This window comes from Geobacillus sp. GHH01 (assembly GCF_000336445.1).
In the GTDB taxonomy this organism is placed as follows: domain Bacteria; phylum Bacillota; class Bacilli; order Bacillales; family Anoxybacillaceae; genus Geobacillus; species Geobacillus zalihae.
In genome coordinates, this window is the sequence record NC_020210.1 from 362,793 (window position 1) to 386,659 (window position 23,867).

At 51.4% G+C, this 23,867-nt stretch carries 19 protein-coding genes; 14 read left to right on the forward strand and 5 right to left on the reverse strand.

Annotation, left to right across the window (positions count from 1 at the left end; all coding sequences use genetic code 11):
• The first annotated feature begins 8 nt into the window (after nt 1-8).
• From rlmD (GHH_RS01865) to GHH_RS01890, 6 genes are all read left to right on the forward strand, one after another.
• Nucleotides 9-1,382 carry a 23S rRNA (uracil(1939)-C(5))-methyltransferase RlmD gene (gene rlmD / locus GHH_RS01865; protein WP_015373871.1) on the forward strand — a complete coding sequence of 458 codons (1,374 nt, stop codon included), beginning with the start codon at nt 9-11 and terminating at the stop codon, nt 1,380-1,382.
• A 337-nt stretch (nt 1,383-1,719) separates the two neighbouring features.
• Nucleotides 1,720-3,177 carry a class I SAM-dependent DNA methyltransferase gene (locus GHH_RS01870; RefSeq protein ID WP_015373872.1) on the forward strand — a complete coding sequence of 486 codons (1,458 nt, stop codon included), beginning with the start codon at nt 1,720-1,722 and terminating at the stop codon, nt 3,175-3,177.
• A 9-nt stretch (nt 3,178-3,186) separates the two neighbouring features.
• Nucleotides 3,187-4,371: a restriction endonuclease subunit S gene (locus GHH_RS01875; RefSeq protein WP_015373873.1), complete on the forward strand. Its 1,185-nt coding sequence runs from the start codon at nt 3,187-3,189 to the stop codon at nt 4,369-4,371.
• Between the two features lie 32 nt (nt 4,372-4,403).
• On the forward strand, nt 4,404-7,745 hold the full coding sequence (locus GHH_RS01880) for a DEAD/DEAH box helicase family protein (protein WP_015373874.1): 3,342 nt from the start codon (nt 4,404-4,406) through the stop codon (nt 7,743-7,745).
• Nucleotides 7,746-7,866: 121 nt separating this feature from the next.
• Complete coding sequence (locus GHH_RS19065; protein ID WP_015373875.1) at nt 7,867-8,031, forward strand: hypothetical protein; 165 nt, start codon at nt 7,867-7,869, stop codon at nt 8,029-8,031.
• A gap of 365 nt (nt 8,032-8,396) precedes the next feature.
• On the forward strand, nt 8,397-9,866 hold the full coding sequence (locus GHH_RS01890) for a sodium:alanine symporter family protein (RefSeq protein ID WP_015373876.1): 1,470 nt from the start codon (nt 8,397-8,399) through the stop codon (nt 9,864-9,866).
• A gap of 182 nt (nt 9,867-10,048) precedes the next feature.
• Here GHH_RS01890 and GHH_RS01895 read toward each other — a convergent pair whose 3' ends face one another.
• The 3 genes from GHH_RS01895 to GHH_RS01905 form a co-directional block, all read right to left on the reverse strand.
• On the reverse strand, nt 10,049-10,396 hold the full coding sequence (locus GHH_RS01895; RefSeq protein ID WP_015373877.1) for a hypothetical protein: 348 nt from the start codon (nt 10,394-10,396) through the stop codon (nt 10,049-10,051).
• Nucleotides 10,397-10,490: 94 nt separating this feature from the next.
• Complete coding sequence (locus GHH_RS01900) at nt 10,491-10,862, reverse strand: helix-turn-helix transcriptional regulator (RefSeq protein WP_015373878.1); 372 nt, start codon at nt 10,860-10,862, stop codon at nt 10,491-10,493.
• Nucleotides 10,825-11,250, reverse strand: a complete 426-nt coding sequence (locus GHH_RS01905; RefSeq protein WP_013144215.1) for an SRPBCC domain-containing protein — start codon at nt 11,248-11,250, stop codon at nt 10,825-10,827. The genes GHH_RS01900 and GHH_RS01905 overlap by 38 nt, the downstream gene beginning before the upstream one ends.
• 284 nt (nt 11,251-11,534) lie before the next feature.
• On the opposite strand from GHH_RS01905, the gene rlmD (GHH_RS01910) reads away from it, so the two are divergent.
• Both rlmD (GHH_RS01910) and GHH_RS01915 read left to right on the forward strand, forming a co-directional pair.
• A complete protein-coding gene (rlmD, locus tag GHH_RS01910) occupies nt 11,535-12,923 on the forward strand; it encodes a 23S rRNA (uracil(1939)-C(5))-methyltransferase RlmD (protein WP_015373879.1) in 1,389 nt (462 codons plus the stop codon).
• 399 nt (nt 12,924-13,322) lie between these two features.
• Nucleotides 13,323-14,219: a 3-hydroxyacyl-CoA dehydrogenase gene (locus tag GHH_RS01915; protein ID WP_015373880.1), complete on the forward strand. Its 897-nt coding sequence runs from the start codon at nt 13,323-13,325 to the stop codon at nt 14,217-14,219.
• A gap of 201 nt (nt 14,220-14,420) precedes the next feature.
• Here GHH_RS01915 and GHH_RS01920 read toward each other — a convergent pair whose 3' ends face one another.
• Nucleotides 14,421-15,182 (reverse strand): sporulation protein, encoded by a 762-nt coding sequence (locus tag GHH_RS01920; protein WP_015373881.1) that lies wholly within the window; start codon nt 15,180-15,182, stop codon nt 14,421-14,423.
• Between the two features lie 169 nt (nt 15,183-15,351).
• Here GHH_RS01920 and GHH_RS01925 point away from each other — a divergent pair, with 169 nt between their 5' ends.
• Nucleotides 15,352-15,801 carry a (deoxy)nucleoside triphosphate pyrophosphohydrolase gene (locus GHH_RS01925; protein ID WP_015373882.1) on the forward strand — a complete coding sequence of 150 codons (450 nt, stop codon included), beginning with the start codon at nt 15,352-15,354 and terminating at the stop codon, nt 15,799-15,801.
• A gap of 65 nt (nt 15,802-15,866) precedes the next feature.
• Here the strand turns inward: GHH_RS01925 and GHH_RS01930 are convergent, their stop codons facing one another.
• On the reverse strand, nt 15,867-17,045 hold the full coding sequence (locus GHH_RS01930) for a Gfo/Idh/MocA family protein (RefSeq protein ID WP_015373883.1): 1,179 nt from the start codon (nt 17,043-17,045) through the stop codon (nt 15,867-15,869).
• 291 nt (nt 17,046-17,336) lie between these two features.
• Between GHH_RS01930 and GHH_RS01935 the strand changes: the two genes are divergently transcribed.
• The 5 genes from GHH_RS01935 to GHH_RS01955 all read left to right on the forward strand — a co-directional run bounded on the left by GHH_RS01935 (nt 17,337) and on the right by GHH_RS01955 (nt 23,861).
• Nucleotides 17,337-18,380: an NDP-sugar synthase gene (locus GHH_RS01935; protein WP_015373884.1), complete on the forward strand. Its 1,044-nt coding sequence runs from the start codon at nt 17,337-17,339 to the stop codon at nt 18,378-18,380.
• The gene (locus GHH_RS01940; RefSeq protein ID WP_015373885.1) at nt 18,377-19,564 is read left to right on the forward strand and encodes a glycosyltransferase family 4 protein; all 1,188 of its coding nucleotides are present in this window, start codon (nt 18,377-18,379) and stop codon (nt 19,562-19,564) included. Before GHH_RS01935 ends, GHH_RS01940 begins: the two co-directional genes overlap by 4 nt.
• The gene (locus GHH_RS01945) at nt 19,545-20,660 is read left to right on the forward strand and encodes a six-hairpin glycosidase (protein WP_015373886.1); all 1,116 of its coding nucleotides are present in this window, start codon (nt 19,545-19,547) and stop codon (nt 20,658-20,660) included. Before GHH_RS01940 ends, GHH_RS01945 begins: the two co-directional genes overlap by 20 nt.
• Nucleotides 20,611-22,020 carry a phosphomannomutase/phosphoglucomutase gene (locus tag GHH_RS01950; RefSeq protein WP_015373887.1) on the forward strand — a complete coding sequence of 470 codons (1,410 nt, stop codon included), beginning with the start codon at nt 20,611-20,613 and terminating at the stop codon, nt 22,018-22,020. The genes GHH_RS01945 and GHH_RS01950 overlap by 50 nt, the downstream gene beginning before the upstream one ends.
• Nucleotides 22,021-22,208: 188 nt before the next feature.
• Nucleotides 22,209-23,861: a helix-turn-helix transcriptional regulator gene (locus tag GHH_RS01955; RefSeq protein ID WP_015373888.1), complete on the forward strand. Its 1,653-nt coding sequence runs from the start codon at nt 22,209-22,211 to the stop codon at nt 23,859-23,861.
• The last annotated feature ends 6 nt before the right edge of the window (nt 23,862-23,867 follow it).

Below are 23,867 nucleotides of genomic sequence, written 5' to 3' on the forward strand. Positions count from 1 at the left end.
AGAACGACATGACGAAGCAGCAACCACCAGTCGCCAAAAACGAGTATTATGACGTCACATTCACCGATTTGACCCACGACGGGCTCGGGGTGGCGAAAGTCGACGGTTTTCCGTTGTTTGTGAAACACGCGCTTCCCGGCGAGCGGGCGAAGGTGAAAGCGATCAAAGTGAAAAAAGGGTATGGGTACGGCCGCCTCGTGGAGCTGTACGAACCAAGCCCCGACCGCGTTGAGCCGCCGTGCCCCGTCTATCGCCAATGCGGCGGCTGCCAGCTGCAACACCTCAGCTACGAAGGCCAGCTGAAAGCGAAGGAAAAGCAGGTGAAAGAAGTGCTCGCCCGCATCGGCAAGCTAGAAGGCGTCACCGTCCATCCCGTCATCGGGATGAAGAACCCATGGCGGTATCGAAACAAGGCGCAAGTGCCCGTTGGCGAGCGCGAAGGGGGCTTGGTGGCGGGCTTTTACAAGGAGCGGACGCATGAAATCATCGATATGGACGCCTGCCTCATCCAGCAAGAGGCGAACGATGTCGTCGTCCAGGCCGTGAAGCGCATCGCCGAGCGCTATGGTATTCCCCCATACGACGAAACCACGCACAAGGGCGTTCTTCGCCATATTGTCGCCCGCTACGGCGCGTCAACTGGCGAGGTGATGGTCGTGCTCGTCACCCGCACGGACCATCTGCCCCACGAACAGGACATTGTCCGTGACATCGTCCGCGCCATTCCGGGCGTGAAATCGATCGTGCAAAACGTCAACCCCGAGCGGACGAACGTCATTTTCGGCGCCAAAACGCGGGTGTTATGGGGAAGCGAGTTCATCACCGACCGCATCGGCGGCATTCAATTCGCCATCTCGGCCCGCTCGTTTTACCAAGTCAACCCCGAACAGACGAAAGTGCTGTATGACAAAGCGCTCGAATACGCGGAGCTGACCGGGCGGGAGACGGTGATCGACGCCTACTGCGGCATCGGCACGATCTCGCTCTTTTTGGCGCGTAAAGCGAAACACGTCTACGGCGTCGAAATCGTCCCCGAAGCGATCGAAGACGCCAAGCGCAACGCCAAACTCAACGGCATCCAAAACGTCACCTTCGAAGTCGGCGCCGCCGAAGACGTCATCCCGCGTTGGTATCAAGAAGGCATCCGCGCCGACTGCTTGGTCGTTGACCCGCCGCGCAAAGGCTGTGACGCCGCGCTGCTTGAGACGATCATCGCCATGAAACCGCCGCGCGTCGTCTACGTCTCGTGTAACCCGGCGACGCTCGCCCGCGACTTGCGCATCCTAGAAGACGGCGGCTACGAAACGATCGAAGTCCAGCCAGTGGACATGTTTCCGCACACGGCGCATGTGGAGTGTGTGGCGAAAATTCGGTTGAGATAAGACAACGGGCCGGTGGATCCGGCCTTGTTGTTTGCAGTCGAATTGGGCAAACGGCCATGACGACACGAATGACATGATAAAGATTTCATCCGCCTGCAAAACTGGGGGCTGGATGAGATTCATCCTATTGAGAATCCACAACACTTGCAAGTGTTCCTCGAACGGTTATGGTGAACGACTCCCGCTTCATGCAAAGCACAGTCGGAGTTTCTTTGCCCCAAATGTCACCCTCTGTCTTCCTGAGCGTCAACCGGCATAAAACGTATTTTTCTTCCCCTTTTGTACCGAAAACCGTATATAATGGAGATTGGAAATCACAAGGAGGTACATAGAAGCCATGCTCACAGGCGAATTGCGCCATAAAGTCGATAAAATATGGGAAACGTTTTGGACAGGCGGGATTACGAACCCGCTGACGGTCATTGAACAGTTTACCTACTTATTGTTCATCAAAGGCTTGGATGAAGTCGAAACACAGCGTGAGCAGGAGGATGCGCTGCTCGGCATTGAATCGGAACGCATCTTTCCTCCCGATAAGCAACACTTGCGCTGGAGCAAATTCAAACATTTTGAAGCCGCCCATATGTACGATGTCGTGTCCAATGAAGTGTTTCCGTTCATCAAAAACTTGCACGGCAATCGGGAATCGGCCTATGCAAAATATATGGGCGACGCCATTTTCATGATCCCGACGCCGCAAATGCTCGTCAAAATCGTCGACGGCATTGACCGCATTCCGATGAAAGACCGCGATACGAAAGGCGACTTGTACGAGTATTTGTTATCGAAAATCGCCACGGCGGGCACGAACGGCCAATTCCGCACCCCGCGCCATATCATTCAAATGATGGTCGAACTGATGAAACCGACGCCGGAAGACATCATCGTCGACCCGGCGGCGGGGTCGGCGGGGTTTTTGGTGGCGGCGGGCGAATATTTGCGCAAGCACCGCAGCGATCTGTTTTTCGTGCAAAGTTTAAAAGAACACTTTAACAACCACATGTTCTACGGCTTTGACATGGACCGGACGATGCTAAGGATTGGCGCGATGAACATGATGCTCCACGGCATTGAAAATCCGAATATTGAATACCGCGATTCACTTTCTGAGCAAAACAAAGATAAAGACAAATACACGCTTGTCCTTGCGAATCCGCCTTTTAAAGGTTCACTAGATTATGAGGCGGTTTCAAGCGACTTGTTAAAAATTACAAAGACAAAGAAAACGGAGCTTTTATTCTTGGCCTTATTCCTGCGCATCTTAAAAACAGGCGGACGCTGTGCCTGCATCGTGCCAGATGGGGTATTGTTCGGCAGCTCGAAGGCGCATAAAGACATCCGCAAAGAAATTGTGGAAAATCATAAATTAGAAGCAATTATTTCCATGCCAAGCGGCGTGTTTAAACCATACGCCGGCGTTTCGACGGCGATTATGATTTTCACGAAAACAGGAGTCGGCGGCACGGATCAAGTATGGTTCTATGACATGAAAGCGGACGGCTACTCATTGGATGACAAGCGCACACCGATTGAGGAAAACGATATTCCGGATATCATTGCGCGCTTCCATAACCGTGAAGCAGAGAAAGAACGGAAACGCACGGAGCAGTCGTTCTTCGTGCCGGTGGAAGAAATTCGCGAAAACGATTATGACCTTTCGATTAATAGATATAAAGAGATTGAGTATGAAGAAGTACAGTATGAAGCGCCAAGTGTGATACTTGAAAAAGTGGAAGCCTTGGAAAAAGAAATTATAAATGGATTAGAGGAATTAAAAAACTTAATAAAGGGATAGAGTGATGCTATGTTTAGTAAATATCAGGACAAGAAATCTTTAAGAAGTTTGCAAAAAAATCCCAATTGGAAGTTATTAAAATTTAGCGATGTTTTAAGAGATGAAACTAAGAATGCAAAAAAAATAAAAAAAGAGGAATACCTTGCACAAGGAAGTTATCCAATTATTGATCAGGGAAAAGACTATATTGCTGGTTTTACCAATGATGGAGACGGTATCTATGATAAATCTCCATTAATCATATTTGGTGATCATACAAGAATATTAAAGTATATTGATTTTCCTATATTTATAGGCGCAGATGGTGCAAAACTACTAAAAAATGTATTCTCGGAGGAAGAAGTTCTTACGAAATACATTTATTATTATCTTCGCACAGTGAATATACCAGACACAGGATATAATCGTCATTTTAAATTTTTAAAAGAAGTTGTAATTCCAATCCCTAGTATAGACTTACAGAAGCGCATTGTTTCTGTACTAGATAAAGCCCAAGAACTCATTGACAAACGAAAAGCTCAAATTGAAGCGTTAGATCAATTAACGCAAAGTGTGTTTTTGGAGATGTTTGGGGATCCAGTAAGTAATCCAAAGGGATGGGATGTTAAGAAATTAAAAGATATTGCGGAAATTGAGGATGGAGATCGAGGTGAAAACTATCCGAAGCAACATGAGCTTGTTAGTGAAGGTATACTTTTTTTGTCTACCTCAAACTTTGTGAACAACAAATTAGACTTATCGAAAGTAACGTATATTACAAAGGAAAAGTTTAGTCAATTGAGAAAAGGAAAATTAAGACGGGGAGATTTAATTGTTACACTGAGGGGATCCATTGGGAATATAGTCATTTTTGATGAAGAAGGTTATGACACAGGGTTCATAAATGCTCAAATGGCGATTCTTAGATTGAAAAATGTTAATCGAATTTTTTTCCAGCAACTTTATACATCTAATAGCTTTCAATTAGTTTTAAAGAAAACACAAACAGGATCTTCTCAACCGCAGCTTCCTTTAAAAAATTTAAAAGAACTTGAGATCATTATTCCACCTTTAGAGTTACAGGAATTATTTGCAGCTACTATACAACAAATAAACTTAAAGAAAGAACTTCTTTTAAAAAGTCAAGCAGAGATACAAAATATGTTTAATTCCCTTATGCAACGCGCATTTAAGGGAGAATTGTTCAACGATTAGAAGGTTAGTTTCGGTCAAAGGAGGGGCGTTTATTGTTATCCAACTTTCATTTTTTAATAGGCAAACCTCATTATGAGAGTTTTACGAATGCGTGTTTAGAGGCGGAGAAAAGTTTGGTTGTGAGTCCGGCGACGTGCGCGATTTTGACGCGCCGTGCGCTGGAGCTGGCGGTGAAGTGGGTGTACAGCTTTGATAGCGCTTTAAAAGTTCCGTATCAAGATAATCTTTCCAGCTTGATTCATGACAACGTCTTTTTGTCCATTATTGATGAAGACTTGTTGCCGTTGTTGCGTTACATTGTCAAACTGGGAAATGTCGCGGTTCATACGAACTCGATGATTACGAGGGAAGAAGCGATTCTTTCCCTGCATCATCTTCATCAGTTTGTGTCATGGATTGATTATTGTTATTCTGACGAATACACTGCTACAGATTTTGATGAATCGTTGCTGCCAATCGGCGAGGAAAAGCGCGAGCGTCCGGAAGAGCTGAAAGATTTATACGAGCGGCTAAGTTCGAAAGACAAGCGTCTTGAGGAAATGATGAAAGAAAACGAACAGCTCCGCGCTCTTCTCACCGCCAAACGGGAAGCGAATACAAAAGAGTATCACTTCCAAGTGGACGAATTAAGCGAATTTGAAACTAGAAAGAAATACATTGATTTAGATTTAAAGTTAGCGGGTTGGGAATTTAAAAAGGACGTTGTTGTGGAATATCCTGTGGTTGGCATGCCGAATCAAGAAGGAGTCGGCTATGTCGATTACGTTCTTTTTGGCGACAACGGAAAGCCGCTTGCGGTTATCGAAGCGAAACGGACAACCGCTGACCCGAACAAAGGAAAGCAACAAGCCAAACTATATGCCGACTGTATTGAAAAAATGCACGGCCAACGTCCGATCATTTTTTACACAAACGGTTTTGAAACGTATATTTGGGACGATCTGAACTATCCGGCGCGGAAGGTTTCCGGCTTTTACAATAAGGAAGAATTAAGCTTGCTTATTGATCGTCGGACGATGAAGAAGCCGCTAAAAAATGTGCAAATCAATGACAACATAACGAATCGCTATTACCAAAAAGAAGCGGTTTTAGCCGTATGTGACGCGCTTGAGAACAAACGGCGCAAAGCGTTGCTTGTCATGGCGACGGGGAGTGGCAAAACTCGGACGGCGATTTCGATTGTCGATGTTCTTACCCGTCATAATTGGGTGAAAAATATTTTGTTTTTAGCGGACCGCAAAACGCTGGTAACGCAAGCGAAAAATAGCTTTAGCCATTTGCTACCGAACTTGACGCTTTGCAATTTGCTCGATAATAAAGATAATCCGGAAGAAAGTCGGATGGTGTTTTCGACGTACCCGACAATGATGAACGCGATTGACGAAGCGAAACGAAAAGACGGCAAACGCCTCTTTACCGTCGGGCATTTTGATTTAATTATCGTCGATGAATCCCACCGCAGTATTTATAAGAAGTACCGAGCAATTTTTGACTATTTTGACGCGATATTGCTTGGGCTTACCGCTACACCAAAGGACGAAATTGACCGCAATACATATGAAGTGTTTGATTTAGAAAACGGTGTGCCGACCTATGCCTATGAGTTAGATCAAGCGGTTCAAGATGGCTATTTAGTGGATTATCGTACCATTGAAACAAAGCTTAAATTTCTTGAAGAGGGCATTCATTACGATGAGTTATCGGATGAAGAAAAAGAACGATATGAAGAAACATTTGATGATGAAGTAGGCGAGGACATTGACAGTGCCGCGTTAAACGAATGGCTGTTTAATGACGATACGATTGATACGGTACTGAGAGATTTAATGGAAAAAGGAATTCGCGTCGAAGGCGGAGACAAACTCGGCAAAACGATTATTTTTGCGAAAAACCATCGCCATGCGGAACGAATCGTGGAGCGCTTTGATCAATTGTTTCCTGAATACAAGGGAGGCTTTGCACGGGTCATTGATTACAGCGTGAACTACTACCAAACATTAATCGATGATTTTTCCGACCGCAACAAATGGCCGCAAATTGCGGTATCGGTCGATATGCTCGATACTGGAGTGGATATTCCGGAAGTCGTCAACCTTGTGTTCTTTAAAAAAGTACGCTCCAAATCAAAGTTTTGGCAAATGATTGGGCGCGGAACCCGTTTATGCAAAGACTTATTCGGAGTCGGGCAAGATAAAACACATTTCCTTATTTTTGATTATTGCGGCAACTTTGAGTTTTTCCGCGAAAATCCAAAAGGAATCGAAGGAAAAGCGGTGGAAAGTTTAACCGAGCGCCTGTTTAACGCCAAAGTCGATATCATTAAGGAGCTTCAGCATTTACAGTACCAAGAAGAAGAGTATATTGCCTATCGCAATGAATTGATTGACGAGGTGCTAGCGAAAATCAATAAGTTAAACGAAGAAAACTTCCGCGTACGCCAACATATTCAATACGTACACAAGTTTAAAAACCGGACTAAATGGGACTCCTTAACAGCGATAGATGTTAATGAAATCAAAGAACATATTTCGCCGCTGATTGTTCCGCTAAACGATGATGAATTGGCGAAACGTTTTGATTTACTCATGTACACGATCGAATTGGCGAAGCTGCAAACGAAAAATGCCACAAAGCCGATTCGGAGTGTGATTCGCACCGCAGAGGCGTTATCTAAGCTCGGTTCAATTCCTCAAGTGATGGAACAAAAATATATCATCGAAAAGGTGCAGACGGAAGAGTTTTGGATCGAAGCCGATATTTTCGAATTGGAAGCCGTTCGCGAAGCGTTGCGTGACTTAGTCAAATTCCTTGAAAAAGAAACGCAAAAAATTTACTATACGAACTTTAAAGACCAAATTTTAGAGGTCAAAGAAAACGGCCCGATGTTTAATGTCAATGATCTGAAAAATTATCGGAAAAAGGTGGAACATTATCTGCACGAACACCGCGATCAGATGGCCATTTACAAGCTGCGAAACAACAAAAAGTTAACGGTGCAAGATTTGAAAACGCTCGAGCATATCCTTTGGAGCGAGCTTGGCACAAAAGACGATTATCAAAGAGAATTCGGAGACACGCCGATTACAAAGCTCGTCCGCCAAATCGTCGGCCTTGACCCACAGGCCGCCAACGAAGCGTTTTCCGAATTTTTATCAAGCGAACGGTTGAACATCCAACAAAGCCGCTTTGTCAAATTGATCGTCGATTACTTTGTGAAAAATGGGGTCATGGACAAGCGGGTGCTTCAGGAGGAACCGTTCAAAACCGTCGGCAGCATTGTTGAACTCTTTCAAGACAACATGGATGACGCGCGGAAGATTATTCGCATTATCGATGAGATTAACCGAAATTCGGAAGAAATTGCGGGGGCGTGAGCGATGGGCGGCATCAACCGGGAAGAGGTTCTCGCGGGAATGGATCAATCGCTGGTTGTGATGGCACGGATGGAGATGCGCTGTCTTTCCTAGGGGCAGTGCACGATAAGGAGCGCTGAACGTGAGCATTTCGTCTCTCATTTTGCTTTTGTTGGTCATGTCGATCGTGTTGTTCGTGTATGGTGTTGTCCAAAAGAGCAAAGCCGCGAAACGGATCGCCTTTGGCCTCTTCGTCGCATCGGTCGGATTGGCCGGTTTTGTCGTGTTTCTCATCGGCTATATGTAACAACAGCCAAAGCCGAACACGCTGTTCTGTGTGTTCGGCTTTGCGTTTGCGGCGATTCAGATGGGGATCATTGGGGGAGATGGGGCTCGCGCTCAAGGCCTCAAGGACTGGCATTAGGGGACCGTTCGAGGCGGATTTCTCTGTCTTGCCTCATCTATCATTTTTGGGCTTCAAAGTTATTTTTAAAAAAAGCGAAGAAAGTCGTTCATTTTTCTACACGAGGACAAGCGCGGGAAATATAAAGAAAATGCAGAAAAGAATGATATATGAAAAAAATATTGAAGCTGAAATGTGTAATATTTATAATATTATTTAAGTTGTGTGTTGTACAACAAAAATAATCAGCTGGCATAGGAGGGATTGGGTTGATTGAAAAGCTTGTAGAAACGGTGAACGGGTGGCTATGGAGTCCTTTTTTGATTGCATTCATTGTTTGTTGCGGTTTGTATTTTAGCATTCGCACCCGTTTCCTGCAAATCCGCCATGCGAAAGAGATGGTCCGGCTTGTGACGACGGGGAAAAGCTCTGAGGCCGGGGTGTCTTCTTTCCAGGCGTTGACGATGTCGTTGTCCGGCCGCATCGGCGTCGGGAACGTGGCCGGGACGGCGACGGGGATTGCGTACGGGGGGCCGGGCGCGGTCTTTTGGATGTGGGTGATCACCTTTATCGGAGCGGCGACCGCGTATGTCGAGTCGACGCTGGCGCAAATTTATAAAGAGGAACAAGACGGACAATACCGCGGCGGTCCGGCGTTCTACATTGAAAAAGGCCTTGGCTGGAAATGGTTTGCGGTGGTGATCGCCGCGGCGATCATTCTCTCGATGGCGGTGCTGATGCCGGGAATTCAAGCAAACTCGATTGCCGACAGCTTTTCGAATGCGTTTGGCATTCCGAAATTGGTGACGGGAATTTTCGTGATTGCCGTTCTTGGCTTTACGATTTTTGGCGGAGTGAAGCGGATCGCGAAAACGGCGGAAATTGTCGTGCCGTTTATGGCAGTTGGCTATTTGTTGGTCGCGATTGCCATTATTGCGGCCAATATTGAGAAAGTCCCGGATGTGTTTGGTTTGATTTTCAAAAGCGCGTTTGGCGCTGATCAAGTGTTTGGCGGCATTCTTGGTTCGGCGGTGATGTGGGGGGTCAAACGCGGCCTTTATGCGAATGAAGCGGGGCAAGGGACGGGCGCCCACCCGGCAGCGGCGGCGGAAGTGTCCCACCCGGCGAAGCAGGGGCTTGTGCAGGCATTTTCGATCTATTTGGACGTGTTCTTGGTCGTGACGGCGACGGCGCTGATGATTTTGTTTACAGGTCAATACAATGTGATCAATGAAAAAACGGGAGAGACGATTGTCGAGCATTTGAAAGGGGTGGAACCGGGCGCAGGGTATACGCAGGCGGCGGTGGACACGCTCTTCCCGGGATTCGGGTCGGCCTTTATTGCGATCGCTCTGTTCTTCTTCGCGTTTACGACGATGTACGCGTATTACTATATTGCCGAGACGAACCTCGCCTATTTGGTGCGCAGTGAAAAGAGGGGAACGGCCTTCTTTGCCTTGAAGCTCATCTTTTTGGCGGCCACGTTCTATGGAACGGTCAAAACGGCGACGACGGCGTGGGCGATGGGCGACATCGGGCTTGGCATCATGGTGTGGCTCAACTTGATTGCGATCTTGTTGTTGTTTAAACCGGCCTATATGGCCTTGAAAGATTACGAAGAACAGCTGAAGCAAGGGAAAGATCCGGAGTTCAACGCGTCGAAATACGGAATCAAGAACGCGGAATTCTGGGAAAATGGATATAAGAGATGGGAAGAAAAGAAAGGGAAGGCATTGTAACAGGTTGATTGGTTGGAGTCGACGGTGTCCCGAACGCAGCGGGACACCCTTTTTTCATCATCATCTATATGGATTAAGGAACACTTTCGTTAGACGTTTTCTAGGATGGTCAGTGATGGGCCGGTTTCAAACTTGTACATGCCGTTGCGAATCGCAACGTTCCTTTTCCCATTTCGGAGGCGCTACATCTTTTTTTTTACCTGAAAGCGCCCTTTTTTGCATAGGATTGTGGCGTTGGTGCGCTCGTAAAGCCAATAAATGGGATAGAGTGTAACAAGAAACACGATGATTGTCGGTACGTGATCGATGATTGGCCAATAAGCTGCAGCATATGTCTTGATTCGGACGGTGATGAAAAGAAACAACGGGACGATGCATGCGGCGGCCAGCAGCAAAAACGGGGTGACCCGCGTTTCTTTCAGCTTCACATCGCAATATGGACATTTCATCGTCCAAGGCGAGGAAAAGCGCATGACGTCCTTGACTGTAATCGGATTTGTGCATTGCGGGCAAGAGATGAAAGGTTCCATTCTTTTCTTCTCCTTCCTTACAGAGCGATAGGGGGCGTATAGATTGTCGCTTGACCCGTTTTTGCGCCCCCGTGAATCCGTGCGATTTTTGTCATCATGATGACTCCTCATCCGCTTCCACCAAATGCTTGAGAGCTGCAAGCCGTTCATCCCAATACGGTTCAAAGAAGGAAAGCCACGTTTTCAGTTCGGCGAGAGGTTCGGGCTCTAGCCTGTACCTTGTTTCGCGTCCAGTTTTCCGACAGCTGACCAAACCTGCTTCCGAAAGCACACGAAGATGTTTATTGACAGCTGTGCGGCTGATTGGGAAGGATTTGGCAATCGCGGCAATCGACAATTCGTTGTCGGCCAGCAGCTGCAACATCTGGCGGCGAGTCGGATCGGCGATGGCGTGAAACACATCGTGCTTCGGCGCGGAAACGGTCCGTTTATCCTTCGAGATATGCGGGAAGTTTTTGGTTGACAATGTTCTCCCACCCGTCATCCATAATCTTGCGAACGACTGTGTGAGGCTGCCCAAATTCGGTTGTTTTGTCCGCATCCCATCCGGAATGGATCAGGGTGAATTCTGTTTTTCCGTCTTCTAATGCTTTTAATTCAAACGTAAGGTGCCAATCTTTTCCCCAGTCAAACCCTAAGCGGTTAGGTGGATCGAGCTCCGTCACTTTGCATGGCGAATCGCCGAATGGCCCTGCGTGCAAAACAAACTGGTGACCTAAAATCGGCTCAAACGTATTCGGCATCCACCACGCCGCAATACCTTCGGATGTCGCCACCGCTTTCCATACTTTTTCAATGGGGGCATTCAATACGATTGTTTTGCGGATTTCCGGCAACGTTTGCTTTGTTTCCACAAGAACTCCTCCATTCATTGGATATGACACCAATAGGTTTTAAAATAAATATATCACCTTTTGGTGTTAAAATCAAATGGAAGGGCCGCAAGCGATGGCGATTGTTTGTACCCTTTCCATTGATTAAGAGAATACGGACGTACATTGCCAGCTTAGGCTTTTCTTTATTATACAGTTTGGGGAACACTGTTCCATTGCGCGAAGTTTCTTTGGATTCGTCCGTTGATCGTGTACAATACATAAAGAGTGACAACACATCGCTCATCTCGGAAGGAGGAAAGCCATTGACAGACAGCGCAAAACAATCGTTCATTACGGACATTCATCAGTTGGATAAAAAAGGAATTGGACAAGCCGTCGTTTGGCATGAAGAGGACGGAAAGAGAAAGAAGCTTAAACTCGCCATTCCGTCTACACTTCCCGGTGAGAAGGTGCGAGTCGTTGTCGATGAGCCAAAACGGCGCAGAGTTCAGGCGCGGTTGGAAGAAGTGATCGAGCCGCATCCGGAACGACTTGAGCCGTCGTGCCCACACTTTGACCGCTGCGGCGGCTGTGTCTGGCAGCACTGGCGCTATGAGGGACAGCTGCGCCATAAAACGGAGCATGTCAAGACGCTCTTGAAAGAGCACGGATTTGACCCTGGCGTTGTCCGCGAGACGATCGGGATGGAACATCCGTGGCATTACCGCAATAAAATGGAGTTTACGTTCTCTCCTGAGGGCCTGCTTGGACTGCACGAGCAAGGGAATTTCCGGCAAGTCATTTCGTTGGAGACATGTCTCATTGCCGGCGAGAAGATCGTCAAAGCCGCTATGGAGGTGGCGCGTTGGGCGCGCGATCATCAGCTGCCTGGGTATCACAAAGACACCCATGAAGGGCTGCTTCGCCACGTCATGGTGCGCGAGTCGTTTGCGACAGGAGAGGTGATGGTGGCGCTCTTTGCGACCGAGGCGCCGGAAGGGGATCTGAAAGAAGCGGCGGCTGATTTGACGGAGCGGATCACGAAGGCGCTCCCGGACGTGAAAAGTTTGCTTTGGCTGGAGAATCGGGCGTGGGCCGACCGCACCCAGGCGGAACGAACGCACGTGCTGGCCGGACGGGATTTCATTTACGATGAATTGTGCGGGTTCCGCTACCGTCTTTGGTTTGATACGTTTTTCCAAACGAACCCGGTGCAGGCGGCCAAATTGGTTGAACTGGCGTTGGAGATGGGCGAGCCCAAGCCCCATGAGAAAATGATCGATCTCTTCTGCGGAGTCGGCACGTTTTCCTTGCCGTTCGCCAAGCGGGTGAAGGCGTTGGCGGGCATTGAAATTGTGGAAACGTCGATCGAGTCGGCGAAACGAAACGCGAAAGACAACGGCGTTGACAATACGTACTTTTTGGCGCGGGATGCACGGCGCGGGATTGATGACGTGTTGGAGCAGTTCGGGCGGCCGGAGCTGCTGCTTTTGGATCCTCCGCGTTCTGGCGCAGGCGGAAAAGTGATGCGCAAAATCGGCCGGGCGCAGCCGGAGCGGGTTGTGTATGTCTCCTGCAATCCGGAGACGTTTGCGTCAGACATTACGGAGCTAGTCCCGTTCGGCTATACATTGAAAACCGTGCAGCCGGTGGACATGTTTCCGCACACGGCGCATGTGGAGTGTTGCGCACTGCTCGTTAAATCCACATAATAAAAAGGAGCGCCCGCTTCCTAATGAAGGAAACGGGCGTTTCGCATACACGTTCAATCGGGGCGTGAAGAATGACCGTTTTGCGAATTTCCGGCGATGTTTTGCATAGCTAACTCCTCCAAAATGGTGAATATCGTGGGGAAAACCGCCAAAGGCTATTGTACCATTTTTTTGTGCGTTTCGGGAAAGGCCGAAAAAGGTGCCAGCTGTATAAGACGCCGACATTTGGATCGGAACGAAGCCATATGCGGAGCCATATGGGGAATAATAAAGCAGGCAGATGACACCTCGTCATAGATGAACGGCTACCGAAGGGGCAGGGTGGAAATGAAAAACCGCCGATGTATTTCCAAGTAGGATGACCGAAACGTCGAACGAATCACATTGGAGGGATGAACAATGGATTTCCAACATATTACTGTCGCCGGAAGCGGCGTGTTAGGCAGCCAAATCGCGTTTCAAACGGCGTTTAAAGGATTTGAGGTATCTGTATACGACATCAATGATGAAGCGATTGAAAAGGCAAAAGGACGCTTTCAGGAATTGATGAAGCGCTATCAGGGAGATTTGGGCGCTTCCGAAGCGGACGTCCGCGCTGCGTACGAGCGGATTTCCTATTATACCGATTTGGCCGAAGCGGTGCGTGATGCCGATTTGGTCATTGAGGCTGTTCCAGAAGTCGCGGACATTAAGATGGAGTTTTACAAAAAGCTCGGGCAGTGCGCGCCGGAGAAAACGATTTTTGCGACGAACACATCAACGATGTTGCCGAGCCAGTTCGCGGAGGCGACCGGACGGCCGGAAAAGTTTTTGGCCCTTCATTTTGCGAATGAGATTTGGCTCCACAACACGGCGGAAGTGATGAAGCATCCAGGAACGGACGAGAAGGTGTTTCAAGCGGTCATCGAGTTTGCCCGGGCGATCGGGATGGTGCCGCTGCCATTGCATAAAGAGCAGCCCGGCTACATTTTGAACTCGCTGCTCGTGCCGTTTCTGGATGCAGCGCAAAGTTTGTACATCCGGGATGTCGCTGATCCGGAAATTATCGACAAAACGTGGATGATCGCCACCGGCTCGCCGAAGGGGCCGTTTGCGATCATGGACGTCGTCGGCATCAATACGGTTTACAACATCGTCAGCGCCAAAGCGAAAGCGGGTGATAAGGAGGCGCGGAGATTGGCGGAACGATTGAAAACGGAGTTTATCGATCAAGGAAAGCTTGGGGTCACAACGGGGGAAGGCTTCTACCGCTATCCGAATCCGCGCTACGAAGACCCTGATTTTCTGAAGGAGTGAAACGAAACGGGGGTCGGCCCAACAGCGGACTGTTGCGCCGCTCCCTTTATGCTAGTCGGGACAATTGTTTGTCCATAGCCGCTTTTTGCGAAGACGATGGACAGTGCAAGTTGAAAGTTTGCAGGGCCAGGCAGCGAAGCAGGCGATTTTGTTTGATTGGTCCGAACGAACTTTCTTGGCTTTGCGCGAACAGCGCTGTTTTTAGCTGTAGCGCTGAAGGGCGTCTGCCAAAAGCTGAGGCAAGGAAGGAGCATCGTTCGGTCCGTAGGCAAACCGGACGAACGTTTCGTCCATGTCAAGCGCCTCTGCGAGCAATCCAGTGATCCCCCGCGCTTTGCGGTCAATCTCTAAAATGGCTTCAACCCCATGCTCGGAGACAAAGAAAATGGCCTCCAGTTCGTCAAGTCGGCCTTTAAACGGTCCGCTTGCCGGCTTGAATTCAAACTCTTGGACAAACGGCAGCCGCCGTTGCCAATAGCGCGGCGCTTGTTCGCATTGGACGTGGTGGAGGCGGAAGCCTAATTGGCGGGCTGCGTCAACAAACGCGGCGACGAGTGGGTGCGGTTCAATCGTGAGATAGTCGCGGTCTTGCGGGTCGAGCGCCATTTTAATGTCAAGGCCGGTTTGCAGCCATACACGCGACGTGCCGATCGTGACCGGCACGTCGTACGGCAAAGCGAATTGAAACGGGATCGTTTTCATTTCGTTCGGCCCGATCGTCAGCGGACCGCTTACTTTGTAGCGCGCCAGTACGGCTTTTTCTTCGAATTTCTTATCATCGATTTCGCGGATGTACGTTGTGACTAATGCCAAATAAATTTCATCGATATGCTGCTCGACGCTGCCGCCGCGAATGTCGACAACCCCTTCGACGGTTTCGCCTTGGACATATTGCGCTTTGGCGAGCTTCGTATCAACAGTGGCGGCACCGATGCCGATGGAGCTTAATAGTTTTTTGAACAATAGGTTCTCCCCCTTTTTGGTTATGTTCCGTCTCGTTTGGGAATACGCGGTTCCTAGTAAAAAGGTTCCATTTTCGTTATAACATAATGTTCGGAGGGGTTCCACTATTTTGGAAGACAAAGAGGTTTTTGCTAAAATGGCGCATATGGATGAGAAGGGCGGGTTATGAATGAAACGGGTCGTTCACGTTGTCGGGGCAGCCATCTTCAATGAACAGGGGGATGTGTTATGCGCGTTGCGTGCGCCAAATATGTCGCTTCCAAACGTGTGGGAGTTTCCCGGCGGCAAAGTGGAGGAAGGGGAAAGTCCGGAAGCGGCCTTAGTCCGGGAAATTCGCGAGGAGCTTGGTTGCACCGTTTCAGTTGGCAAGCTGCTGGCTGATGTATTTCACGAATACGAACATGCCGTGATTCATTTGCGCACGTACGAAGCTTGCCTGACCGATGGGGAGCCGCGGGCGCGGGAGCATGCTGAGCTTCGGTGGGTGCCGCTTCAAGCATTGCGCTCGCTTGAGTGGGCGCCGGCGGACATTCCGACTGTTGAGGCATTGTTGGTCGAGAGGGAAGCGCAGAAGGGCGTTTTGGACGTTCTGATGAGACCGAGATCTATCGCCGATTGAGGTGAAGAAAGCCTGGTTGCGGCCGTTTGCCATGTGGCCGCACCAGGCTCTTTTGGTGTCAGCAGTTAGCGGATGTCAAGTGGGTCGACTGCTTTATCCGTCACGGTGCACGTTTCGGCCAAGGAGAGGTCGGCGGCGGCGTCTTCGGCGGTGACGAGGACGCGCCAGCTCGGGTTTTCGATCAAACGGCAAAAATCAAGAAAGCGCGTTTGAGCGATCGCTTCGTACCACCCGTGGCGGTCCGAGAGCACCACAGTGCGCTCGTATGGGCGGCGCGGAGCGGCTGAAGGTTCCGTGGGCGGCAACAGCCGGTCGGCCGCTTGCTGCAGTTGTTCGATAGCGTCAGCCGACGGCTTTGTCGGGATGGCGTCAAGCCAGGCGTCAATGCAGGCTGCCTCCTCGTCAGTGACGAGGCCGGAGACGGACAGCTGCGTCGGAATCCAGCCGTCAAGCACGATGCGGCCGCGTTTCGTATGAATGTCCCAGTGCGTCGATTCTGAAGCGGCAGGGTCCATCGTAAAGCCGTGGTAATAATGAACGGGGATGCGCCGGCCGTTGTTTTCATGAATCACCGTGGCGCCGACGCGCGGCCGTGTGCCGTCTGTTTCCTGAAGCGCGAATCCGTGGGCGGAAACCGCTTCGCCAAACCAATCGCGGCCGACTTCAAAAAAGTGGACGCCGTGTTCAATGAGAATGCCTCCGCTTCGCCGCTCGTCCCAAAACCAATGGCCTTTGGCGACGCGGTGAGCCGCGTTGTGAAGGCTTGCGTAGTCCACTGGTCCAAGAAGCGCGCGGTGGATGAGTTGCTTGACAGCTTCTGTGAGCGGATGGTAGCGCAAGACGAGATTGACCGCCAACGCCCGGTTTTGGCGGGCGGCAAGCCGGATGTTCGCCCGCAACGCCTCGGCGGTGAGGCCGCCTGGCTTTTCAAGCAGCACATGTTTTCCTTCCTCAAGCGCCCGCTCGGCAAGCGGGGCGTGCAAATGCGGCGGGGTGGTGAGAATGACGATGTCAACATGCGGGTCAACGATCAATTGTTCAGCTTCGCGGTATTCGCGCACGTCGCCCGCCTGCGGCTGACGGCGGCGATAGGCGTCGATGACGCGCTGGCGCTTTGCGTCCGTTCGGCCGGCGACGGCAGCAAGATGAAAGGAAGGAAGCGGGGCGAGCGCGCCGGCTAAAAATTCAGCGAACGCACCGGCGCCGGCGATGCCGACACGGTAACGGAAAAATGAAGAAATCATGGCGTATTCTCCTCCTCCCTCACATATATATAGCATTAACGATGTTCATTATACCGCAAAGAAAAAGAAGAACGAGAAAATGAAAGTTTTGAAATTGGCAAGCATCAATCATTCCTCATCGACACCATCCGACAATCATTTCGCTTGCATAGAAGGAGGAATATTATGTATATTATTATTAGCAACCATCGCAGCCGAGTGCTAGCAATCTATGAACTACTTTCATTTTCTCGTTCATCCGTCAAAAAAGGTGTCTATTTTTGTGAAAAAAAGATATGGAGGGATGACGAAATGAAAGCATTGTTGCTGGCAGGAGGATTAGGCACACGTCTTCGTCCATTGACCGAAAACATCCCCAAACCGATGGCCCCGATTGCGAACCGGCCATGGCTTGAACACCTCATCGTTCATCTTCGCGACCAAGGAGTCAACGAATTTGTCATCGCCGCACATCATTGTTCAGAAGTGATCCGTCGCTATTTCGAAGATGGGAAGCGCTGGAACGTCAAGATTACATACGCGCTCGAACCGTTCCCGCTCGGAACGGCTGGGGCGATCAAAAACGCCGAGCGCTGGCTGAAGGAACGGTTTCTCGTGTTTAACGCCGACATTGTGCATTTGCCGCAATTGATCCCGCTGCTTGATTTCCATCGTCAACATGGCGGTTTGGCGACCATTGTTTTAACGGAAGTAGACGATCCTTCTTCCTATGGGGTGGTCGAACAAGACGATCGTGGGCAAATTTTACGCTTTGTCGAAAAGCCGCGCCGCGAAGAAGCGCCATCGAACCGGATCAATGCCGGCATGTATATTTTCGAGTCGGATGTGATGCGCTATATTCCGGCTGAGCGGGAAGTATCGATTGAACGCGAAACATTCCCGCTGCTGATCGAGAAGAATGTCGGTGTCTATGGCATCGTCAGTGACGGATACTGGCGCGATATGGGGACGCCGGCCCGCTACCGCCAAGTGCATTGGGATGCGTTGCGTCGGGAGTTTCCGATTCCGCTCAAAGGACGTGAAATTCAACCGGGCGTGTTTGTCGGTGAAAACGTGGAGATTGGGTCTGGCGTTTTGTTTGTGCCGCCTGTGCTCATCGGCGACCACGTGAAAATCGGTCCGCAGGCCGTCATTGGCCCGAATGCGGTCATCGGCGACCGCTGCCAAATTGGCGCCCGCGTCCATTGCGCGCAAACCATCGTTTGGGACCGCTCTGTCATCCGCGACCGCAGCCGGTTGCAAAACAGCATTTTCGGCTACCGGACGGTGACGACGGCGGGAGAAGTGTTCGAGGATTCAATCATCAACCAGTTTAAGGAGGCGGTGCAAGCATGATTCGAATCGCGTACGTCAGCACGTATCCGCCGCGGCGGTGCGGGCTGGCGACGTTTACGGAACATTTGCGGCAAAGTATTGACGGCGTCCGCGGACCGTCCGATGGCGACCGCGTCATCGTGTTGTACAACGAAAGCGACGGCGATGACGCCTATCGCCACAACCCGGCGTATTGGCCGCTCCCGGCGCAAAACCGCGCCGCTTATGCCGAGATGGCCAAACGGGTGAATGAAAGCGACATTGACATCGTTTTATTGCAGCATGAGTTCGGCATTTTCGGCGGCGAGGCGGGGGAATACATTCTTGATTTCATCGCCGCGCTCGAAAAGCCGCTTGTGACGACGTTCCATACGGTGTTTGCCGAACCGCCGCTGCCGTACCGCCCGATTCAAGAAAAGATCGCGGCGGCAAGCGATGCGATCATCGTCATGAACCGGCAGGCGATCCCGTATTTGGTCAAAGCGTTTGGCCTGCCGGAAGAAAAAATTGTCTACATTCCGCACGGTGCTCCAGGCCCAAGCAGCGAAAATCGCGATTCGCTTCGCCGCCGCCTCGGATTCAGCGGCCGCAAAGTGATGTTGACGTTCGGGCTTCTAAGCCGCGGCAAAGGCATTGAGTCAGTCTTGACCGCATTGCCGGAGGTTGTTCGCAAGGTGCCGGAAGCCCTGTATGTCATCGCCGGACAGACGCACCCAGAAGTGAAAAAGAGGGAAGGAGAAGCATATCGCGAGGAGTTGAAATCGCTCATTCACCGTTTAGGGCTTGAGCGCCATGTCCACATGGAAGCTCGGTATTTCAGCGAAGAGGAATTGATCGATTATTTGACGGCGTGCGATCTATACGTCACCCCGTACCCGGGCATGCAGCAAATCACAAGCGGCACACTTGCCTATGCGGTCGGCGTCGGCCGTCCGGTCGTTTCGACGCCGTATGAGCATGCGCGCGATTTGTTGCAAGGTTGTGAAGAGCTGTTGTTGCCGTATGGCGATACGACCGCCTGGGAAGAGCGGCTCGGGCAGCTGTTGGCCGACGAGGCGGCGCTGAAGCGATGGGAGGAAAAGGTGCGCCAAATCGGGGCAAACACGCATTGGCCGCGCGTCGGCGAACAGCATGTCGCCTTGTTTGCGCGCATGTGCGACGCGAAACGTGGGGAGGTGAAGACCATTGGCACCGTCAGTCATTAAGTTCGACCATCTCGAGCGCATGACTGACGACACCGGATTGCTTGAGCATAGCCTTGGCCGCATCCCGCGCCGTCGCGAGGGTTATTCGACCGATGACAACGCCCGCGCCATTTGGGCGTGCCTGGAATGGCTGGCGCTATGTGAAGACAAAGGAGAGAAAGAGCGGCTGCACCGTTTGCTTGACCGGTATTTGGCGTTTTTGCTTTGGGCGCAAAACGATGATGGCACGTTCCATAACAACTTTTTCTTCGATCGGACAAAAGAAGAGGAAACGCCGTCAGACGACTGCTTCGGGCGGTCGTTTTGGGCGGCGGCGTTGGCTTACGTTCGCCTCAGCGATCCGGCGCGGCGCGAGGCGGCAGCAGATATGTTGCGGCGGGCCATGCCGGCGGCTTGGGAGCTTCGTTCGCTGCGCGGCGTCGCCTGGGGGGTGGCCACTTGCGGCGTCTTATTGACAGAAGGACGCCCGCTTGGCGTCGATCAAGAGGAAGTGGCAGCTTTGGCTGCACGGCTTGAGCAGCGGCTGCTTGCGGCGTATTGGGAGCATGCTGGCGACGATTGGCATTGGTATGAGCCGGAGTTGACGTACGCCAACGGGGTGCTGCCGTGGGCGCTTTGGACGGCATATCGGCGCGCGCCGCGGGATGAGGTGAAGGAAGTGGCGGAAAAAAGCCTTGCTTTCCTTATTGAAAAAATGAGCGGACCGGGAGGTGTCATCCGTCCGGTCGGCAACCGCGGCTGGTGCAGCCGCCGCTACCGCGCTGATTGGGATCAACAGCCGCTTGATGTGATGAAGCTCGCTTTGGCGGCGCGCGAAGCGTATTGGGCAACGGACGACGAGCGTTATCGCGGCGTCGTCCGCCGCTGCCTCGCTTGGTTTTACGGACAAAACGACGGCAACGCGCCGCTTGCGGACCCAAGCGACGGCAGTTGCTGCGACGGGCTTGGCCCGAACGGCCCAAACCCGAATCGGGGGGCGGAGTCAACATTGTCGTACTTGTTAACAGCAGCAATCGCTCAATCGATTTCGGTGGAGGTGGTTGTCGATGAATACGTCAACAACGAAACCGTTCGCATGGCCGGCACACGTGTTTAAAGAATACGACATCCGCGGACGAGCCGGTGAGGAGCTCGATGAGTCGTTCGCGTATTGGCTCGGACGGGCCTTTGCCGACATGATGCAAAAGGAAGGCGAGAAGAGGGCGGTTGTCGGTCATGACAATCGTCTGTCATCGCCTGGCTTGCATCGGGCGCTCAAAGATGGGCTGCTCGATGGCGGCTGCGATGTCGTCGATATTGGGCTTTCGACGACGCCGATGTTTTACTACAGCTTATACTACACGAATATTCCATGCGGCATGATCATCACCGCCAGCCATAACCCAGGGGATGAGAACGGATTTAAAATTGCCATGGGAAAAACGACAATTTATGGCGAGCGCATCCAAGCGCTGCGGCGGGCGATGGAGCGGCTCAGCCAGGAACAGCCGCGTCCTGAAACAGCGCGCGGGCGCGAGGAAACGCTTGACCTTGCTCCGGCATATATCAATATGTTGAAGGAGAAAATTAAGCTCGGTCCGCGCAAGCTGAAGGTCGTCGTCGACTGCGGCAACGGCACCCCATCGATCATTGCACCACAAGTGCTCAAAGAATGGGGGTGCGATGTCGTCCCGCTTTACTGTGAATCCGATCCGACGTTTCCGAACCATCATCCGGACCCGGTCGTGCCGGAGAACTTAACGGACTTGATTGAGATGGTGCGCAAGGAGCAGGCTGATCTTGGCATCGCGTTTGACGGCGACGGCGATCGGATCGGGGTTGTGGATGAAACGGGTGCGATCCGTTGGGGCGACCAACTGATGGTGCTGTTCTGGCGCGAGATTCTTAAGCGCCATCCGGGAGCCGACGCGCCCGTCGAAGTGAAATGTTCGCAAGCGCTTGTTGAGGAAATTGAGCGGCTCGGCGGGAAACCGTTCTTCCATCGCACCGGCCATTCGCACGTCAAAGCGACGTTGCGCCGTCGTCCGGAGATTCCATTTGCCGGTGAAATGTCTGGTCATTTGTTCTTCAATGATGAGTTTTACGGCTATGACGATGCGCTGTACGCCGCTGGGCGCCTGCTTCGATTACTGTCGCACGATGAGCGCCCGCTGTCCGAGTGGTTTGCCGATGTGCCGCGGTACGCGGCGACGCCGGAGACGCGAGTTGCTTGCCCGGAAGAGAAAAAAGCGGCTGCCATTGCCGCGGTGAAAAATCGGTTCGCTGGCCGCTATCCGGTTATTGACGTTGATGGCGCCCGCATCCAGTTCCCGGAAGGCTGGGGGTTGGTGCGGCCGTCGAACACCCAGCCGATTCTTGTGTTGCGTGCAGAAGCCAAGACGGAGGTTGCATTGGCGGAGATTAAGCGGCAGCTGGCTGATTGCCTCGCCACCCTTGAATTGCGCATTGACTGGTGACGCCTTTTCTCCGAATGGTCTGCGCTTGTCGCCCTCTGTCCGTTTCAAAAGATTTGTTCCGGCGTGGGTCGTCCGTAGGGCTCCCACGCCGGTTTATTTTTGTTGTGAGGGGGCTCATGCTTGATTTCTTGCAAATGGTTTGTCCATAATAGATAAGGATAAAAATGTATTGTAGGAGAGTTGAAGGCGTGGTGATCCGTGAATCGTTGCAATATATTCAAGATGCATACGCGGCATTGACGGAGTTGAGCATGCTGATCGTCGATGATCACGGCGCTCCCGTGACGAAAGTATCGAATATGACCGAGTTGGCGGAGTTCGTTTTGTTTGCCGCTAAAAGGGAAGCGCCATCGTTTTTCTGCCCGCAGGAGCTTGTCATGGACGGATGGCAGCGTCCATCGGTCGTGCCGGTCGGGCGTTTTGGCATGAAGAGCATCGTCGCTCCCGTGTTTGTCGATGAGAAGGCGGAATATTGGATTTGGGCAGGCGTGTTTATCGAGGAAGAAACGAAATGGCTCATTTGCGAACAACCGCTGATGGACACTGGAGAATGGATGTCAGCGATCGAACAGGTGGCGGCGTTGCCGGCGCGGGCGGTCGAAGCGAAGTTAAAAGATATAGAAAAGATGGCGGTCATATGCGGGGAATTAATCAGCGGCGAGCGCCGCAAGCAACAATGCTGTGAATACGGAAAACGGCTCGAAGCAGTGGTTGCGGACAGCTCCGCCCTAGCGGACGTGGACAAGCTGCTTTTTGAGTTGCGGGCGTTCGATGAACGCGTCGATATGGCGTTGTATATCGCCAAATGTCCGCAAGGATGGATGGTGGCGGCGGCAAGCGGGGAAAAGGCCGGAAAGCTGCGCGGCAAGATGATCGATGCGTTGTTTCCGCCGCTTTCGTCTTCGGAGCCGCCGCTTCGTTCGGTTTACGTTCAAGATGCCGCTTTGGATCCACGCTTTTCCTTTTTTGTTCGCCATGGCATCCGTCCGAAAGCGATGATTGCGTATCCGGCGACGTACGGGAAAGCAGTGGAAGGATGGATCATGATCGGCAGCGAGGCGTCCTCTTCACTGCCGGCGGCGCTTCGTTCGGTCGGTTCCGCCCTCGTTCAACATTGGCTGCTCCTGGCTAAATGTACAGAGGTTGATATGAAAATGGACCGCCACTTGATGCGCCTGTCGATGTTGATGGAAATTGGACGGGCCATGCGTGTGGTGCAGAACGAGGAAGACATCATCCGGATGATGGCCGAATTTGCCGCGGAGCTCGCTTACGGCGATTTCGTCTGCGTGGTATGGTCTAGCGATGGCCAAACAGCCGTTGTCCGCGAAGGAGCGATGGACGTAGAAATGGCTGTTCGTTATCGGGATGATGTCTGCCGTCGCTATGGCTGTCACGGCGAGAAGGCGAAAAGCGAGGTGCCGGCGCTGCTTGATGTTGAGGGCAAATCGGTGATGGAAGTGCCGTTTTTCGTCAGCGATGGCCGCTATGGCGTTCTCGCCGTTCATATAAAGAAAGAAAGGGAAGCGAAAGAGGCGGAAGTGTATATGACGGCGTTGGCCGCGATTGGGGCGATGATGATCAGCGGCAAGGCTCACGGTGGGAATGATGGGACGGTCAATATCGACATGTTGTCCAAGCAGTTGACAGCCCGGGAGATGGATGTATTGGAGCTGCTCATTCAAGGCTGCAGCAATCGCGAAATTTCAGAACGGCTGTTCATTAGCGTCCATACCGTGAAAAATCATATTACAAACATTTTTCAAAAAATTGGCGTCAACGATCGGTCACAGTTGATTGCCCTTGTGTATCAACTAAACCACCGCCGGCAGCGCCGTTAAGGGGGA